Annotated in this window: 14 protein-coding genes; 10 read left to right on the forward strand and 4 right to left on the reverse strand. The window is 62.1% G+C overall.

Annotation, left to right across the window (positions count from 1 at the left end; translation table 11 throughout):
* The first annotated feature begins 36 nt into the window (after positions 1-36).
* From ASD58_RS28465 to ASD58_RS28495, 7 genes are all read left to right on the forward strand, one after another.
* Complete coding sequence (locus ASD58_RS28465) at positions 37-1,302, forward strand: MFS transporter (RefSeq protein ID WP_057265579.1); 1,266 nt, start codon at positions 37-39, stop codon at positions 1,300-1,302.
* A 36-nt stretch (positions 1,303-1,338) separates the two neighbouring features.
* Positions 1,339-3,003, forward strand: coding sequence for a glycoside hydrolase family 10 protein (locus ASD58_RS28470; RefSeq protein WP_057265581.1), 1,665 nt, complete (start codon positions 1,339-1,341; stop codon positions 3,001-3,003).
* A gap of 70 nt (positions 3,004-3,073) precedes the next feature.
* Entirely contained in the window at positions 3,074-3,991 is a 918-nt protein-coding gene (locus ASD58_RS28475; protein WP_057265582.1) for an N-acetylglucosamine kinase, read from the forward strand.
* 7 nt (positions 3,992-3,998) lie between these two features.
* Positions 3,999-4,790 carry an N-acetylmuramoyl-L-alanine amidase gene (locus ASD58_RS28480; protein ID WP_057265584.1) on the forward strand — a complete coding sequence of 264 codons (792 nt, stop codon included), beginning with the start codon at positions 3,999-4,001 and terminating at the stop codon, positions 4,788-4,790.
* An 88-nt stretch (positions 4,791-4,878) separates the two neighbouring features.
* Positions 4,879-5,781: a LysR family transcriptional regulator gene (locus tag ASD58_RS28485; protein WP_057265586.1), complete on the forward strand. Its 903-nt coding sequence runs from the start codon at positions 4,879-4,881 to the stop codon at positions 5,779-5,781.
* Entirely contained in the window at positions 5,781-6,392 is a 612-nt protein-coding gene (locus tag ASD58_RS28490) for a M15 family metallopeptidase (protein ID WP_057265588.1), read from the forward strand. Before ASD58_RS28485 ends, ASD58_RS28490 begins: the two co-directional genes overlap by 1 nt.
* A gap of 14 nt (positions 6,393-6,406) precedes the next feature.
* Entirely contained in the window at positions 6,407-6,874 is a 468-nt protein-coding gene (locus ASD58_RS28495; protein WP_057265590.1) for a hypothetical protein, read from the forward strand.
* On the opposite strand, the gene ASD58_RS28500 is transcribed toward ASD58_RS28495, so the two are convergent.
* The 4 genes from ASD58_RS28500 to ASD58_RS28515 are packed head-to-tail and all read right to left on the reverse strand — an operon-like array spanning position 6,869 to position 10,941.
* Complete coding sequence (locus ASD58_RS28500; protein WP_057265592.1) at positions 6,869-7,384, reverse strand: DUF2939 domain-containing protein; 516 nt, start codon at positions 7,382-7,384, stop codon at positions 6,869-6,871. The genes ASD58_RS28495 and ASD58_RS28500 overlap by 6 nt on opposite strands.
* A gap of 11 nt (positions 7,385-7,395) precedes the next feature.
* Positions 7,396-8,145, reverse strand: a complete 750-nt coding sequence (locus ASD58_RS28505) for a hypothetical protein (protein ID WP_057265594.1) — start codon at positions 8,143-8,145, stop codon at positions 7,396-7,398.
* A 35-nt stretch (positions 8,146-8,180) separates the two neighbouring features.
* The gene (dacB, locus tag ASD58_RS28510; RefSeq protein WP_229210137.1) at positions 8,181-9,692 is read right to left on the reverse strand and encodes a D-alanyl-D-alanine carboxypeptidase/D-alanyl-D-alanine-endopeptidase; all 1,512 of its coding nucleotides are present in this window, start codon (positions 9,690-9,692) and stop codon (positions 8,181-8,183) included.
* Between the two features lie 10 nt (positions 9,693-9,702).
* On the reverse strand, positions 9,703-10,941 hold the full coding sequence (locus tag ASD58_RS28515; RefSeq protein ID WP_057265598.1) for a nucleoside recognition domain-containing protein: 1,239 nt from the start codon (positions 10,939-10,941) through the stop codon (positions 9,703-9,705).
* A 133-nt stretch (positions 10,942-11,074) separates the two neighbouring features.
* Between ASD58_RS28515 and ASD58_RS28520 the strand changes: the two genes are divergently transcribed.
* The 3 genes from ASD58_RS28520 to ASD58_RS28530 all read left to right on the forward strand — a co-directional run bounded on the left by ASD58_RS28520 (position 11,075) and on the right by ASD58_RS28530 (position 16,669).
* Entirely contained in the window at positions 11,075-12,754 is a 1,680-nt protein-coding gene (locus tag ASD58_RS28520) for an ABC transporter substrate-binding protein (protein ID WP_057265600.1), read from the forward strand.
* A gap of 83 nt (positions 12,755-12,837) precedes the next feature.
* Positions 12,838-15,594, forward strand: coding sequence for a TonB-dependent receptor (locus tag ASD58_RS28525; protein ID WP_057265602.1), 2,757 nt, complete (start codon positions 12,838-12,840; stop codon positions 15,592-15,594).
* Positions 15,595-15,706: 112 nt separating this feature from the next.
* Positions 15,707-16,669: an LD-carboxypeptidase gene (locus tag ASD58_RS28530; RefSeq protein WP_229210138.1), complete on the forward strand. Its 963-nt coding sequence runs from the start codon at positions 15,707-15,709 to the stop codon at positions 16,667-16,669.
* Positions 16,670-16,688: the final 19 nt, after the last annotated feature.

Here is a 16,688-nt window from a genome sequence, read left to right on the forward strand (position 1 = left end):
GCCCTGCGCTCGTCCCGGCCGATAAGAAAGGACGTAATGGATCGAGCGCAGCAACGCAGCCCCTGGGGCTGGGTCCCGACACTGTATTTCAACCAGGGCATTCCCTATTTTGCGGTCATGGCACTGACCACCGCAATGTATAAAGACCTTGGCATCTCCAACGCGGACATGGCGTATTACACAGGCTGGCTGTACCTGCCCTGGGTGATCAAACCATTGTGGTCGCCGCTGATCGAAATGCTCGGCACCAAGCGCGCATGGACCACCATCCTGCAGATGGTCCTGGGCGTATCGCTGGCCTCGGTCGCCTTCACGCTGCCGCTATCGAACTTCTTCCAGCTTAGCCTTGGCATCATGTGGCTGATGGCGTTCAGCTCCGCCACGCACGATATTGCGGCGGACGGCTACTACATGCTCGCGCTGCGGCAAAAGCAGCAGGCGGAATTCGTCGGCGTGCGCAGTACCTTCTATCGCGCCGCGACTGTGGCCTGCCAGGGCGGGGTGCTTTTCCTCGCTGGGAAAATCATCAAGCACACCGGCAACCCGCATATGGCGTGGTCAGTCGCCTTTGCCGCCCTGGGCGCCGTATTTTTGGCGTTGGCGCTCTACCATCTCTTCGCGCTGCCCAAGCCGGCCGAGGATGCACCGGCGGTGCGATCGTCTGCGCCGATGAAAGAATTCTTCGCCACCTTCGCAGCATTCTTCCGCAAGGACGGCATCGTTGTGATCCTGCTGTTCCTGTTGCTGTTCCGCCTTGGCGAGTCGCAGTTGCTGAAAATGGTGGTGCCCTTCCTGAAAGACCCGCTGGCGAAAGGCGGGCTTGGCCTGAGCACCGAAGACGTTGGCATCGCCTACGGCACCGTCGGCATCATTGGACTGATTCTCGGCGGCCTGGCAGGCGGCTGGCTGATTGCGCGCTTTGGCCTCAGGCGCTGCCTGTGGCCTTTCGCGATTGCGATCCACATCCCGGACCTGATTTTCGTCTACCTGTCGCAAGCGCAGCCGCAGGACTTTGTTTGGATTTCGACCTGCCTGGCGGTGGAGCAGTTTGGCTACGGTCTGGGCTTCACGTCCTTCATGATGTACATGATCATGGTGAGCCAGGGCGAGCACAAGACTGCGCATTATTCGATTTGCACCGGCTTCATGGCGCTTGGGATGATGATTCCGCAGATGGCCAGCGGCAAGCTGCAGGAAATCCTGGGTTACCAGCACTTCTTCATTTTTGCCTGCACGGCGACTATCCCGGCCTTCATCATGACGGCACTGATCAAGATAGACCCGGCGTTTGGCCGGGAATAGGTAGAATACGGCTCCTGCTGATGTGAGGATTAGGTTTTGGCTTTTAATGCGAAAAGGCGGCTGACCATAGCCGCCGCCGCGGCCGGCGTGGCCGCATTAATGGGAGCGTGTTCGTCGACGCCTACCGTGCCAGCCGCCGGTGAAGCTGCGGTACCACCTTCCGGTGGCGGGAGCGGCAATATGCCGGTTCCGGCCGCGAGTGCGGCTTCGGCAGCGGCGCCCCAACGCATCACCGGCGAGCAACCGCCTGCCGCGCCGCGCGAATTCCGCGCCGCCTGGGTGTCGACGGTCGCCAACATCGACTGGCCAAGCCGCAGCAACCTGCCGCCGGCGCGCCAGCAGGCGGAAGCCCTCGCCATCCTCGACCGCGCCAAGTCCCTGCACCTGAACGCCATCGTGCTGCAGGTGCGCCCCAGCGCCGACGCCATTTACCCGTCCAGGCTGGAACCCTGGTCCGAATTCCTGACCGGCCAGCAAGGCAGGGCCCCCGAGCCAGCCTGGGATCCGCTGGCGTTCTGGATCACGCAGGCCCATGCCCGCGGACTGGAACTGCATGCCTGGTTCAACCCCTACCGTGCCCGTCATTCCGCCGCCCGCACGCCGAACGCGCGGGACCATATCGCCAACACCAAGCCGCAAGTGGTGCGCCAGTACGGCAAGTTCCAATGGATGGACCCGGGCGAAGAAGCCGCCGCCCAGCAAACGCTGGACGTGATCCTGGACGTGGTGCGCCGCTATGATATCGACGGCGTCCACATCGACGATTATTTCTATCCATACCCGATCGAAGCCCCCGGAGCCAATGGCGGCGAGGCGGCGCTGGACGCACCATCGAACGGCAACAAGCCCGAACTGGATTTCCCCGACAGCGCCCCCTACCAGCGCTACCTGCAAGGCGGCGGCACCCTGGACCGCGCCAACTGGCGCCGCCAGAACGTCAACCAGTTGATCGAAGCAATCTACACCGGCATCCACAAGGAAAAAGCCTGGGTGCGCTTCGGCATCAGCCCCTTCGGCATTGGCCGCCCGGACCGCCGCCCGCCCGGCATCCAAGGCTTCAGCCAGTACGACAAGCTGTACGCCGATGCCGAACTGTGGCTGCAAAACGGCTGGCTCGATTACCTGGCGCCGCAGCTTTACTGGCCCATCGCCCAGCAGCCGCAAGCCTTCCCCGTGCTGCTCGATTACTGGCTGGGGCAAAACAAGCGCGGCCGCCATATCTGGCCGGGCCTGTACACCAGCCGCATCGACGACAGCAGCAAGTCCTTCACGGCGGACGAAATCGTGCAGCAGGTCGATGTGATGCGCAGCCGCGCCAATGCGAATGGCCACATCCATTTCAGCATCGCCGCCCTGATGCAAAACCGCAAAGGCGTGAGTGACCAGCTGAAAGCCACCAGCTACCAGGGGCCGGCACTGGTGCCGGCATCTCCATGGCTGGGCAGTGAAGCGCCGCCCGCACCGACCGTGGCAGTCAAGCGCCACGCCAGCGGGCTGTCGCTTACCCTTGGCAATGCCGCCCGCGCCACCCATCTCGCCATCTGGGCGCGGTATGGCGAGGAATGGCGTTTCAATGTAGTGCCAGCCGGCCGCAGCGAAGTGGTGCTGACCGACGACAGCGGCGTGCCCGCCCGCAGCGTGGTGGTGTCGGCGGTCGACCGCTTAGGTAACGAAAGTCCACGAGTTTCCGCTGCCTTATAACTTTTTGGAATGAGTGCCGCACACGCATTCATGTCAAGATGACAGCGTTTCAACGTACACTCGACAGATCATGGGCAAACCTGACACCGATCGTACCTTAGGGCTGGGAATCGATGCTGGCGGCACGGAAACACGCTGGGCGCTGTCCGACCCGGCAGGCGAAATTGTGGCCGAAAGCACGGTCGCCGGACTGTCCGCCCTGATGATGGCCAAGCCAGCCGGCCGTGAACAAGTCCACGCCACCTTCAGCCAGTTGGCGCAGGAGGTGCTGGAAGCCGGCAAGCCGCTGCGCATCTGCGCCGGGCTGACCGGTTTCGGCGGCGATGGCAATGTGCTGATGGACTGGCTGTCCACCCTGCTCGGGGTGCACCTGGACGCGGTCACCCTCTGCAACGATATCGAAGTCGCCTACCTCGACGCTTTCGAACCCGGCCAGGGCTACCTGGTCTACGCCGGCACTGGTTCGATTGCCGCCTTCATTGACGAACAGGGCGAATTCCACCGTGCCGGCGGCCGCGGCGTCATGCTGGACGATGCCGGCGGCGGCTTCTGGATCGCGCGCGAAGCGATGCGCCGCATCTGGCGCGGCGAGGACGAGCAGCCCGGCACATGGCAGGATTCGCCGATGGCCCATGCGGTGTTCGACCATGTGGGCGGCAGCGACTGGTCCTTCTCGCGCAACTTCATGTACACCCAGGAGCGGGGCGAGATCGGCAAGCTGGCGCTGGCTGTCGCCATGAGCGCCGGCGCCGACCCGGCCGCCCGCCACATCCTGCTGCAGGCCGGACGCGAGCTGGCCCGCCTGGCGCTGGCGCTGGTGACGCGCTTCGGCGAGCGGCCGATTGTCCTGTCCGGCCGCGCCGCCGAACTGCATCCCCTGATTTTCGAAGCCATGCGCGCAGACTTGCCGCCTGGATTCCATTTGCAAAAACGCACCGCCAGGCCGCATCATGCGGCTGCCAGGATGGCCGCCCGGCCCCGCAACTAAGGAAAATATGAAGAAACTGCTGCTTGCCTCCCTGATCGCCCTGCTGACTGGCTGCGCCACCCAACTGCCGAACATCGACCATTCGCTGACGTCCAAGGGGCAGAGCAGCCGCGTGCGCTTTGTCGTGATCCACTACACCGTGTCCGACCTGCCGCTGTCGGTCAAGCTGCTGACCGAGAAAGAAGTGAGCGCTCACTACCTGATCACCGACGAGAATGAGCCGCGCGTCTACGCCCTGGTCGACGAAAACCGCGCCGCCTGGCATGCGGGCCTGAGCAGCTGGAAGACTTACACGGCACTGAACTACAACTCGATCGGCATCGAAATCGTCAATCCCGGCTTCAAGGACATGCCGGATGGCCGCCACTGGTACGGCTTCACCGGCCGCCAGATTGACCAGCTGGTCGCCCTGCTCAAGCAGATCAAGGAACGCCACCAGATCGCACCGGAAAACTTCCTCGGCCACGCCGACGTGGCGCCACAGCGCAAGCAGGACCCGGGCCCGATGTTCCCGTGGAAGCGCCTGGCCGACGAGGGCCTGATCGCCTGGCCGGACGCCAGCGCCGTCGCTGCGGCGCTCCCGAAATATGAAACCCAGCTGCCCGACGTCGCCTGGTTCCAGCAAAAGCTGGCCCAGCACGGCTACGCCACCCCGCAGACCGGCGTGCTGGACCCGGAAACCCACAATGTGCTGGTGACTTTCCAGGCCAAGTACCGCAACAGCAAATGGGACGGCGTGCCTGACGCGGAATCCGCTGCCATCCTCGACGTACTGACCGCGCCCAAGCCAAAACCATAAGGCGGTTTGCACGGCCGCCGGCTTTCCCCTATCCTGCCAAAATGCCGCGGGGGAGGGCCTGCGGCGCTGAGGAAGAGGAACCAGGACCATGCGGCTGCGCCACATCGAAGTTTTCCACGCCATCATGCAGGTCGGCACCATCAGCGGTGCCGCCCAGGTGCTGCATATATCGCAGCCAGCCGTGACCAAAGTGCTGCAGCACGCCGAACTGCAACTGGGCATGCCGCTGTTCGAGCGCGTGCGCGGCAAGCTGTACCCGAAGCCGGAAGCGCACCGCCTGTTTGCCGAAACCGAAAAACTGCACCGCGACCTGCAAGGCATCCGCCGCCTGGCGGCCAGCCTGAAAGGCCGCGCCGTCGAAACCGTGCGGCTGGTCTCGACCCCGACCATCGCCATCAGCGTGCTGCCGCAAGCCATGAGCGAATGGCGCAAGGATTTCCCCGATACCCGCTGCGAGCTGGCCACCCACCACACATCCGAGATCGTCAACACCTTGCGTCTGGGCGAAGCCGACATGGCGCTGTCGCTGCAGGATCCGCGCCACCCCGGCATCATCGCCGAACCGATCGCGCAAGGCGTAATGACGGTAATCGCACCGGCCGGCACCTGGCGCAGCGACGACGCCGGCATGCCGCTGACGGCGGAAGGCCTGAGCGGTGAGCTGATCGGCCATGCCGACAACGACCCGCTGGGCGAGATGATCGTGGCTTCCTGCGAAGCGCAGGGCATCCAGCCCAACTTCCGCACCACCGTGCAGACTTACCAGATTGCCCGTTCGCTGGTGGAAGCCGGCGCTGGCCTGGCTGTGGTTGATCCGTTCACGGCGGCATCGGCCGATCCGGCCAAAGTACAGAAACGCCAATGGGCGCCGGCTATTCCGATCCAGCTTTTCCTGCTGACGAATAGCCACGCGCCCCTGTCGCACGGCGCCCGGCAACTGGCTGATTCCATCGCCAGCATGGCCCGCGCCTGCCTCGAACAAGGAAAGTGATGAGCAATACCATTCCCAGTGAAGAGGTTCCCGGCAGCCCCGATTTCCGGCACCTGGACACCATCGACGGTATTGCGGTGGACCTGCGCTATGCCGGACCGGACAACTTCGTGGGCCGGGACCTGTATTCGCCGCTGGATTGCGCCTGGCTGCACCGCGACGCTGCCGCCGCCATCGAACGCGTGGTGGGCTACCTGGCGCAGCGTGCGCCTGGTTGCAAGGTCCTGCTGCTCGACGCATTGCGCCCGCACCGCGTGCAGGAACAGTTGTGGGATGCGCTGGCCGGCACCAGCCTGCAGATGTACCTGGCGCCGCCGGAACGCGGCTCGATCCACTCCTTTGGCATGGCGGTCGACATCACCATTCTCGATCCGGCAGGGCAGGAGCTCGACATGGGCACCGGCTTCGACGATATGACAGAATTGTCCCACCCAGCGCTGGAGGCGCGGCACCTGGCGAGCGGTGAACTGACTGCCGTGCACATCGCCAACCGCCAATTGCTGCGCGACGCCATGTTCCAGGCCGGCTTCGCGGGAATCAATAGCGAATGGTGGCATTTCGACTGCGGCGACCGCGTGCTGGTGCGCCGCGATTACACAAAAGTCCTATAAAGGAGACATCCGCCATGCGGCAGCCCTGGTCTACCACACGAGCAATCCTGACCGGCGGTGCGCTGGGCGGCTTGCTGGACATCCTGTTCGCGATCAGCTTCGCCGGTTACAACGGCCTGCCGCCGGAACGGCTGCTGCAAGTAGTGGCCAGCGGCGCATTAGGCCAAGCGGCATTCACCGGCGGCGCACCTGCCGCAGCATTCGGCCTCGCCTGCCATTTCGCCCTGAGTTTCGCGTGGATGGCGATCTTCTTCCTGGCTGCGCGCCGCATTCCGGCGCTGGCGAGCAAGCCGCTGCTGGCGGCGGTCGGCTACGGCCTGCTGGTGTTCTTCACCATGCGGCTGGTGGTGCTGCCGCTGTCGGCGTTTCCGCGCCCGGTGACGTTCAATGCCTTCTCCTGGGGCATGGACATCCTGTCCCACATCTTCCTGTTCAGCCTTCCGATCGTGTGGGCGACGCGCAAGGTGTTGCGCGCTTCATAAACGGAATTCGGACAGCTTCCAGTCCGCAAAACCGTTGCGAACGAAGACCAGCGCGATCTTGTCGTTGCGGACGATGTAGCGGTTGACGCCATCGCGCTCGGTGACCCACTTTGGCCTTTTCTCGCCTGAGGGCGGCTCGTCATCGCGTTCGCGTTCCTGTTCACGTGCGTCACGATCTTCGTGCCGGTCCTTGCGCTTCTTCGCAAAGTCGCCGTGCTCCAGCACAAGCATCACCGCCTCCGGCCGCACCAGTGCATCCACCACCACGCCGCCCAGCAGTCGGCCGAAGCCGCTGAGAGCATCGTCATTTGGCTTGCCGGCGATATCGTCCTTCATATTTTCCCGCAGCGCCGGAAAGTCGACGTGGCTATTGAATGCCTCCACATCATGCACCCGCACCGCTTCCTTCATCTGGTGCACAACAAGCAGCGGCGACCAATACCAATACGCCGCTATCGCAATAACGACCGCCAGCAATGCCGTCGGGATACCTTTACTTTGCTTCGCCATCTGAAATGATCCTAGTCGGTGATCGTTAAGTCGACATCAATGATCTTCTCGAAGACCTGCCGTTCCGCCTCGTTCCGCAATGAGACTTTAATACGTTTAATCGAGCACCGCTCACCAACCGAGAAACCCATCTGGATCTTGCCCTTGGCGTAAAGCGGTTCGAAAAGACCGGTGTGAGTCATGCTGCAGTTCGTGTCGGGTACGGTGCCGGGAAAAAGGCCATTTGGAGTGTTGATGTCGTACTCGAATTCGACCGGAATAAAAGTGCCTTTCTTCACCGAGGCTTGTTTTCCTGTTGGAAGGCGTACCTGCTTGATTGAGGAACCAAGGCCGTCTCGCTTTCGTTTATCCAAAGCGGGATCGCGCACGAACTTGTAGTTGACAGGAAGATCCTGCCTGAATACCTCGGTCGAGTTTTCATCCTTGAAAACTACGGTCATCTTGTTCAGAGTACCGGGCTCGGTCAGGTAGGCACCACGCCTGATGACGTGCGTCCCTGGCTCCAGTTCTTCTGGCACTCCAATGTACTGCGACTGATAAGTCTCGTCGAAAATGCGAACCCAGGCGCGAAGCGGGGACGCAGGCTTGGAAAAGTGGAACTTGATTGTTGCGAGAACTGGGGTTTGTTCCTTCAGTGTGCTGCCATTGGATGGGTCCAGCTTGATCGAGTCGATTACCAGGTCGGAAGACTTCACCTGCGCGAAGGCTACGTTCGATGCTAAAAGAGTGGCCAGCAACAGGCCCGCTTTGAATAATTTCATTCCGAAGATTGAGTGTTGGAGTTATAACTGTCTGATTACTGCGCCGGAATCCGCGAAACCCAATCGATCACGCCATCGACCAGCGCGCGGCCATTGCCGTTGCCGGCGCGATCATGGTTGACCATCACGACGACGATGCACTGCTGGCCGTTGGCATCCGGGACGTAGCCGGCGATGGCGACCACGTTTTTCAGCGTGCCGGTCTTGACACGGGCGTGCATGGCGGCAGGGCTTTCTTTCAGGCGGCGCTTCATGGTTCCGTCGATCGCCGCAATCGGCAGGCTGGTAAGGAACTCCGGCGCCCACAGCGAATTTTGCGCGGCCTTCAGCAAGCCGGCCATCTGCTCCGGGCTGAAGCGCTCGATGCGCGACAGGCCGGAACCGTTTTCGAACACCATGCCGGTGTCGTCGATGCCGTGGGCCCGCAACCAGTTGCGGATCACCATTTCCGAGCGGGCGTTAGTGGTCATCGGCGCTGGCGCCGCTTCGGCGCCGCCGGGAATTTCCGTTGGCGCTGCGTCCGGCAAGGGGCGGCTGCCCTGCACGGGATCAGCCTGCAGGCTGCCCAGGCTCAGGAAGATAGTGCGCGCCAGGCCGTTGTCGGACAGCTTGTTGGTATCGCGCACCATCTCAGGCAGCGAGCGGCTCACATGTTCGGCCAGCAGCGTCGAAGCACCGCTATTGAAGGCTCGCGACTGCTCGGCGGAAGCCTCGACAGCCATGCCGTTGAATTGCCCGCCAAGGCGCTCCCACGTGGCGCGAAACAGGCGCTCGGCGTAATCCGTGCGGTCCAACACGTTAATCACATTGGTCTTGCTGCAATTGCGCGGGAACGTCCCTTTCAGCACCACGGTCAGGTGCGATCCGTTGCGCACATACTCGGGAATCTTCCAGCCGTCTTCCCATTTGGTGCAATCGCGGTCGACCAGCGTCAGTTCCGAACGCACGCGCACATTGTCCAGCTCCGGCAGCACGCTGGCCTTGATCGATTTCGCGTCGGAGGCGATATCGAGCGTCTGCAAGTTCATGTTGAGCAGCAGCGCATCGGGGATCAGGTTGTAGTAAGCCTCGGGAGACTCGTCGAACGGCGGCGCACCCGCATCGGCACGCGCGGGTTGCCAGAGCTGGCGGTCCAGCACCAGGTTGCCGTCGATTTTGCGGATGCCCTTGGTGCGCAGCTTTTCCAGCATGTGGGTGAAGACGTCGGCCGTGAAGTCTCCATCGGCGCCCCCGCGCAGCACCAGGTCGCCGTGCAGCACGCCGCCCACCACATCACCGGTAGTGCGCAGTTCGGTGCGGCCGCGGAACTGCGGGCCAAGCACGTCCAGACCGACCATGGTGGTGAACAGCTTCATGGTCGAAGCAGGGGTGAAGGTGCGCGCCGCTTCGTGCGAGACCAGTACCTGGTCGCCGCGCAGCACCACTGCCCCGATGGCATCCTCCGGGATGCCTTTTTCGGCAGCCAGGCGAGCGATCGGCTCCGGCAGTGCCGCTTGGGCGGACGCGCCTATAGCGGCAAGCAAAGTGGCTAAAAGCAGGCGGCGCATTATCGAATCCTTAACCGAAAAACACGTAGGCTACCGCAATCGCGGTCAAGACCCCCGCGAGATCCGCAATCAGGCCGGCGGAAATCGCATAGCGCGTCTTTCGGATGCCGACGGAGCCGAAATACAGCGCCACGATATAGAAGGTAGTATCCGCCGATCCCTGGAAGATACAAGCCAGACGGCCGACGAAGGAATCCGGGCCGTAAGTCTTCATCGCATCGATCATCATGGCGCGCGAGCCGGAACCGCTGAAAGGCTTCATCAGCGCCGTTGGCAGCGAAGGCACGAAGTCGGTGCGCAAGCCCAGTGCATTGAAGACCCAGTTGAAGCCATCCATTACCAGCCCGAACACGCCAGCATTACGCAGCACGCTGATTGCCACCAGCATGCCGACCAGGTAAGGAATCACCGTCAGCGAAGTCTGGATGCCACCCTTCGCGCCTTCGATAAAGGCCTCATACACGTTCACTTTCTTGACCAGCGCGCCGATGATAAAGGCGGCGATGATCGAAATCAGGATCAGGTTGGAGGCCACTTTCGACACCACCTCGATCTGCTCGCGCGTCAGGAATGCAGTGAAGTACCAGATCAGGCCCGCAATGGCCGCCGTCATGCCGCCGATCCAGGCCAGCAGCACTGGATCGAACAGGTTCAGGCGCTGGCGGATGCCGACCGCGATGATGCCGGTGATCGTCGCCGCATAAGTCGCAATCATGCAGGGAATGAAAATATCCGATGGATCGGCTGCGCCGAGGATGGCGCGCTGCGCCATGATCGCCAGCGGGATCAGGGTCAGGCCGGAGGTATGCAGTACCAGGAACATGATCTGCGCGTTGCTGGCCGTATCCTTGTTCGGATTCAGCGACTGCAGGCTTTCCATCGCCTTCAGGCCGAACGGGGTGGCGGCGTTGTCGAGGCCAAGCAGGTTGGCCGAGAAGTTCATCACCATGTGGCCGGTGGCCGGATGGTCCTTCGGCACCTCAGGGAAGATGCGCGAGAAGAAGGGCGAGATGATCTTCGCCAGCCAGCCGATCGCCCCGGCCTTTTCGCCGATGTTCATGATCCCCAGCCACAGCGTCATCACGCCGGCCAGCGGCAGTGCGATGTCCATCACACCCAGCCTGGCCGACTCGAAAGTGCCGTCGATGATCTTCTTGAAGATCTCCGTATCGCCCATGAACAGCCATTGGATGATGGCGGCGGCGAAGCCTACGAGGAAAAACCCGGACCAGATGTAATTAAGGGACATGGATGTACTTCTTGTAGTGGAATGACCGATTTTGCAGCGAAAGTATAGGGCCAGCGGATGAAAGTATGCGCTGCGCTCATGTAAAAAAGTTATAAGCTGGCGTATCGCCAAGCACTGGCTTATGCTCCGCTGCATGAAAAAACTTCGCGTTCTCGCCGCCCTGACCCTTGCCCTGGCCATTGCCGCTCCGGCAGCGCAGGCCGCCGACAAGGTCCTGCACGCTTTTCTGTCGACGGGCGAAACCGGCCTCGATCCTGCTGTCGCTTCCGACCTGGCCAGCCTGAGCCTGCTGGAAAACCTGTTCGAGCCGATGCTGCGCTACGACTACGAGGCGCGCCCGGTCAAACTGGCGCCAAGCAGCCTGCGTGAAATGCCAACCAGCGACACCAGCGGCAAAGTCTGGACCTTCCACCTGAAGCCAGGCATGTTTTTCAGCGGCGATCCAGCTTTTAACGGAAAGAAGCGCGAAGTTACGGCGGAGGATTACAAATTCGCTATCGAACGCCTGCTCGATCCCGCGCTCAAATCGCCCTGGTCCTTCATGTTCGAGGGCAAACTGGCCGACCTGAGGACGCTGGATAAGTACACCCTGCGCCTGACGCTGAAAGAGCCCGACCCGAGCCTGCTGTTCTATCTCGCCCTGCCGGCCACCGGAGCGGTGGCGAAAGAAGTGACCGATGCCTACGGCAGCCAGGTAGGCAACCACCCGGTCGGCTCCGGCCCTTTCGTCATCGAAGAATGGAAGCGCAGCGACAAGATCACTCTGGCCGCCAACAAGGGCTACCACCAGGCCTGGCGAGGCCAGCACCTGCCGATCGTCGACAAGGTCGAAGTCAAGGTCATGGAGGAGTATCAGTCACGCGTGCTGGGCTTCCTGAATGGCGAGTTCGATTACATCGAGCAGGTGCCGGAATCGATGCGCGACATGGTGCTCGATCCCTCCTCGCCCAAGCCGGTGTTGAAAAAGGACCTGGCTGCGCGCGGCATGGTGTTGTCCCCGTTTCCCGTGCTGCAGACCTATTACATGTGGATGAACATGGACGACCCGGTCATCGGCGGCTACAGCAAGGAGAAGGTCGCCCTGCGCCGCGCCATAGCACTGGGTTATGACAGCCCCGAAGATATCGCCCTGCTGAAGAAGGGCCTGGCGATTCCCGCCCAAAGCCCGCTGCCGCCGAACGTGCTTGGCTACGACCCCGACTACCGCAGCCCGATCAGCTACAACCCCAAGCTGGCCAAAGCCCTGCTGGACCGCTTCGGCTACAAGGTAGGCAAGGACGGCTTCCGCACCCTGCCCGACGGCCAGCCGCTGGCGCTGGTGATGCACAGCGAGCCGACCATGGTGGGCCGCCTGCGCGATGAATTGTGGCGCAAGAACCTGAACGCGCTTGGCATCCGCGTCAGCTTCAAGACCGACAAGAAGACCGAGATCATCAAAGCCAGTCGCCTTGGCAAGGTGCAGATGTTCGAAACCAACTGGATTGCCGATTTCCCGGATGGCGACAACTTCTACCAGCTCCTGTGGGGCTCCAACAGCGGCCGCGCCAATTACGCCCGCTTCAATCTGCCTGACTACAACAGCCGATATGAGAAAGCCCGCCAGCTCAGCGATGGCCCTGAGCGCAACGCCCTGTACCGCGAGATGAACCAGCTGATCCACGCGTATAACCCCTGGGTATTGCTGATCCACCCGATTTCGGCCGATATCCAGCAACCGTGGCTTAAAAACTACAATCGACACCCGGTCGAACTGACCAATTGGCGTTACCTGGACCTTGAACCAAAAAGCAATGTGACCACTGCATTACATTAAGTTATGGACGCAATAGTAATTTTCATTGGATGACAAGTTTTTCATAGCGCTACTCTGCAAAAAACACTATCGGGGAGAGGCTTGTGAAGATTAAGAAGCTGGCGCAGTTGATTGCGCTGATCGGGGTAGTAAGTCCAGCAATCGCACAGGAAGCCGCGCAGCCCATGCCGCGCGTCGAGATCACGGGTTCCAGCATCAAGCGCGTGGCGGCGGAAGGCGCCCTCCCGGTGCAGGTCATCACGTTCGACGCCATCCAGAAGGCAGGCATCACCAGCACCGAAGACCTGTTGCGCAGCATTTCCGCCAACGGCACTGGCGCCGACAATATGACTTCCGGTAACAACGTGTTCGGCGCCGACGCCGACCGCGTCTCCGGTGGCGCCTCCTTCGCCTCCCTGCGCGGCCTGGGCCCAAACGCCACCCTGGTGCTGCTGAATGGCCGCCGCGTGGGCAACCACGGCGCCTCCGGCAAGGCGGTTGACCTGAACTCGATCCCGCTGGGCGCCATCCAGCGCGTGGAAATCCTGAAGGACGGCGCCTCCGCAATCTACGGCACCGACGCGATAGGCGGCGTGGTCAATTTCATCCTGCGCACCGATTACACGGGCGTGGAAGCAAGCGTCAGCTACAACGCCACCGAAGCCGGCGGCGGCATGCAGCGCCGCTATTCCCTGCTGGGCGGCGCTGGCAACCTCGCCGAACAGGGCTGGAATGTGATGGCCAGCGTGACACACGATGTCAACGACAAGTTGTCCTCGCACCAGCGCGATTTCGCCAACGGTTTCCAGCCGGCACGCGGCCTGTCGCCGGACACCACCGGCACGCCCTATGCCAACGTCCTGACCGGTGCCGGGACGGCACTGGGCACCGGCTTCAAGGTCCCAGGCGACAACACCACCTACCTGCAGGCCAGCCCGCTGAGCTTCCAGGGCAAGTGCGACAGCATTCCCGGCATGTCGCAATACCAGACCGACTTGTGGAAAGACGTCACCGCGCCGACCCGCACCAGATACTCCTGCGCCTACGACTATGGCGCGGACTACGTGATCAGCTTCCCGGTAGAGCGCACCAACGCAATTTCGCGCGCGACATTCCAGTTGAGCCCACAACACAAGTTGTTCGCCGAACTCCTGGGCTCGCGCACCGAGGCCACTGCCGAACTGACCCCGGTGCAGATCTCGACCAGCCTGGCCAACGGCGCCGCCTACCCGGTCAACGGCCCGTACTACCTGGACATGATGCAGTTCATTCCGAGCTACGACAAGACCAAGCCGATCATCTACAAATGGCGCTCCACCCCATGGGGCAACCGCACCCAGGAAAACGTTACCGAAAACCTGCGCGGGCTGATCGGCATGGAAGGCCTGCTGGCCGGTAAATACGACTACAAAGTCGGCCTGTCGCGCGCCCAGAGCACCACCAAGACCGACCTGGTCGACGGTTATGGCTGGACCAGCCAGATCTACTCGGCCCTCGGTAGCGGCAAGATCAATCCATGGCTGTTGCCCGGCCAGAGCCAGACCGACGAAGCCATGAGCCTGGTCGAATCGACCAAGTTCCGCGGCCGCCTGCAGCATGGCAAGACCACTATGACCCAGCTCGATGGCTCGTTCTCGGGCGAAGTTTTCCAGCTTCCAGCGGGGGCGGTGATGATGGCGGCTGGCCTCGACCTGCGCAAAGAAAGTTATGAGTTCGCGCAAGACGTGGACGCAAGCAAACTGCTGCTGGCACCAGGCAATGCCAACCAAAACAGGGTCAGCCGCAATGTCAGGGCTGTGTACGCTGAGATGATCATCCCGATCATGAAAGACCTGGAAGTGCAGTTGGCGGTGCGCCGCGACCACTATTCGGTATTCGGCTCCACCACCAACCCGAAAGTGTCATTCCGCTGGCAGCCGTCGCAGGCCCTGATGTTCCGCGGCTCCGCCTCGGAAGGCTTCCTGGCGCCGAGCTTCACCCAACTCTATTCGGGCCGCCTGCTGGGCGAGCTGCCGAATGGTGTTATCGACCAGGAAGGTTGCGCCGCACATCCAGGCGATCCTGCCTTCTGCGCGATTCCGCGCCTGAACTACTTCTCGGGCGGCAATCAAGCGCTGAAGCCGGAAACCTCCAAGCAGGGCACGCTCGGCATGGTGGTGGCACCGTTCACCGGCTTCACCGCCTCGCTGGACTACTGGGCCATCAACGTCAAGGACCGCATCCTGAACCGCACGCCGCAAGTAGTGCTGAAGAACTGGCAATACCTGAACGACTACATCATCCGCAACCCGCAGACCGGCGCGATCGACCATGTGGAAGCGGGCTGGATCAACGCTGCCGGGCTGAAAACCCGCGGCCTGGACCTGGGTTTGCGCTATGACGCCAAGTTCGGCGGCTACAAGGCCAGCGCCACCCTGGATGGCACCTGGATGCAATCGTTCAAGTTTGCCGAATTCGAAGGCCAGCCCTTCGTCGAGCAAGTGGGCCAGTTCGCCACCCGCGACGTTTACCTGCGCTGGAAACATAACGCCGGCGTGACCGTCTCGCGCGGCGACTGGAGCGTATTGTTCACCAACAAATTCGCCTCGCATTACGCCGACCAGGTACCGAACGGCGGCAAAGGCACGCCGCCGGCCGGCTTCGATCCGCAGATCAAGCACTACAGCATCTTCGGCATTTCTGGCACGTATACGGGCTTCAAGAACACCACCATCACGGCCGGCATCCAGAACCTGTTCGACACCGATCCGCCGTTCACCGCCCACAATGTGGACGAGGTGGTGGGCGCGGGCTGGGACCCACGCGTGGCAGATGGCCGTGGCCGTTCCTTCGCGCTCAACCTGAAATACAAGTTCTACTGACTTGATTACTCGGCGCAGTTTTGGCCGAATCGTGGCGGCCGCCCTGGCCGCTGCCGCGCTCCCCCGGGTGTCGGCAGCGGCGGGCGGCCGTCCAGTTTCCCGAAAGCCAACCATGAAGAAAACCGCCCTGGTCAAGCCAGCGCGCCTGAAGGCAGGCGATACTGTGGGTCTGATCGCCCCTGGCGGCCACACCGACACCCCGGCGATCGCCAAGGCCATCAAGAACATTGAATCGCTGGGCTTCCACGTCAAGCTGGGCCGCAACCTGGAAGCCGTGTATGGCAACTATGGCGGCTTGCCCGAGCAGCGGCTGGACGATTTGCATGCCATGTTTGCCGATCCGGAAGTGCAGGCGATCTGGGCTATTCGCGGCGGCTCAGGCTGCATCCAGTTATTGGCGCATCTCGACTATGAGCTGATCCGGCGCCATCCGAAGATCCTGATCGGCTATTCCGACATTACCGCGCTGCACCTGGCGATCCAGAAGAAAGTGGGGCTGGTGACTTTCCATGGCCCGGTGGCCTCCTCCACGTTCTCCGACTATACGGTGACCCAGCTACTGAATGTGCTGATGCACCCGGAAGACCAATACACCATCCCGATGGCGCTGGAAAACAGCCGCAAGGCGGAAGAGGAGCCGCACTATGCGCTGCGCACCGTGGTGCCCGGCATATGCGAAGGCCCGCTGACTGGCGGCAACCTGTGCCTGGTAAGCGCGCTGGTCGGCACCGAATATGCCAGCAACTACAAGGGTGGCATCCTGTTCCTGGAAGAAGTGAATGAAGCGCCGTACCGGATCGACCGCATGCTGATGCAGCTCCAGCTCAACCAGAAGTTCGACCATGCCGCCGGTGTCATGCTCGGAATATGCGAGAACTGCGGCCCACAGGACAGCGACATCTCCCTGACGCTGGACGAAACCACGGACCAGCATCTCAAACCCTTGAAAGTACCGGCAGTGACGGGATACAGTTTCGGTCACATCCGCCACCAGTTCACGCTCCCGATGGGCATCCGCGCCCGCCTGGACACCGAACGCCAGACACTCACCCTGCTCGAACCCGCCGTTTCCTGACAGCCGAGCCCGTGTCCCA

The sequence above is a fragment of the Duganella sp. Root1480D1 genome, from assembly GCF_001427305.1.
Lineage (GTDB): Bacteria > Pseudomonadota > Gammaproteobacteria > Burkholderiales > Burkholderiaceae_D > Rugamonas.

Excerpts from the sequence above, each read along its gene's own strand:
- ASD58_RS28490 (WP_057265588.1), top strand. The coding sequence starts at position 5,781 with ATGAGCAATACCATTCCCAGTGAAGAGGTTCCCGGCAGCCCCGATTTC.
- ASD58_RS28475 (WP_057265582.1), top strand. The coding sequence starts at position 3,074 with ATGGGCAAACCTGACACCGATCGTACCTTAGGGCTGGGAATCGATGCT.
- ASD58_RS28515 (WP_057265598.1), bottom strand. The coding sequence starts at position 10,941 with ATGTCCCTTAATTACATCTGGTCCGGGTTTTTCCTCGTAGGCTTCGCC.
- ASD58_RS28485 (WP_057265586.1), top strand. The coding sequence starts at position 4,879 with ATGCGGCTGCGCCACATCGAAGTTTTCCACGCCATCATGCAGGTCGGC.
- ASD58_RS28505 (WP_057265594.1), bottom strand. The coding sequence starts at position 8,145 with ATGAAATTATTCAAAGCGGGCCTGTTGCTGGCCACTCTTTTAGCATCG.
- ASD58_RS28520 (WP_057265600.1), top strand. The coding sequence starts at position 11,075 with ATGAAAAAACTTCGCGTTCTCGCCGCCCTGACCCTTGCCCTGGCCATT.
- ASD58_RS28495 (WP_057265590.1), top strand. The coding sequence starts at position 6,407 with ATGCGGCAGCCCTGGTCTACCACACGAGCAATCCTGACCGGCGGTGCG.
- ASD58_RS28480 (WP_057265584.1), top strand. The coding sequence starts at position 3,999 with ATGAAGAAACTGCTGCTTGCCTCCCTGATCGCCCTGCTGACTGGCTGC.
- ASD58_RS28500 (WP_057265592.1), bottom strand. The coding sequence starts at position 7,384 with ATGGCGAAGCAAAGTAAAGGTATCCCGACGGCATTGCTGGCGGTCGTT.
- ASD58_RS28530 (WP_229210138.1), top strand. The coding sequence starts at position 15,707 with ATGAAGAAAACCGCCCTGGTCAAGCCAGCGCGCCTGAAGGCAGGCGAT.
- ASD58_RS28465 (WP_057265579.1), top strand. The coding sequence starts at position 37 with ATGGATCGAGCGCAGCAACGCAGCCCCTGGGGCTGGGTCCCGACACTG.
- dacB (WP_229210137.1), bottom strand. The coding sequence starts at position 9,692 with ATGCGCCGCCTGCTTTTAGCCACTTTGCTTGCCGCTATAGGCGCGTCC.